The sequence below is a fragment of the Mesorhizobium sp. M8A.F.Ca.ET.165.01.1.1 genome, from assembly GCF_004792065.1.
Lineage (GTDB): Bacteria > Pseudomonadota > Alphaproteobacteria > Rhizobiales > Rhizobiaceae > Mesorhizobium.
Genome location: NZ_SRTH01000107.1, coordinates 1 through 374, shown reverse-complemented (window position 1 = coordinate 374; position 374 = coordinate 1). Strand labels below are relative to the sequence as shown.

At 69.0% G+C, this 374-nt stretch carries 1 pseudogene; it reads left to right on the top strand.

The features are described 5' to 3' along the window. Window positions 1–374: pseudogene (locus tag EN808_RS35310) on the top strand (SPOR domain-containing protein); the annotation flags it as partial.

Here is a 374-nt window from a genome sequence, read left to right as displayed (position 1 = left end):
GAATCCGGGTGGCGCGTTGGTGCAGAACCAGGACAACAAGGTATATGACGGGGTGGTCAAGGTTGGCACCCCCAAGACCGCCGAGCCGGTCCAGGAAAAACTGGTCACCAACACCGAGGAACCGGTCGACGTGGCGTCGAAGGAGCCGCCGCAGAGCCGGATCGTCGATCTTTCGCCTGACGACACCGATGCAGCGCCGGGCACGGATGCAGCGGGCAATCCGAGCGCGGCAGCGTCGGGTCCGGAAGCCGCGGCGCCGGCTGGCACCCAGGCCGCGGCGCCCGACAGCGCGAAGCTGGCCGCGCCGGCGCCGAAATCGGAAGACCGCATCGCCCAGGTGCTGCAGGAGGCCGACAAGGGGACCAGCAACGACG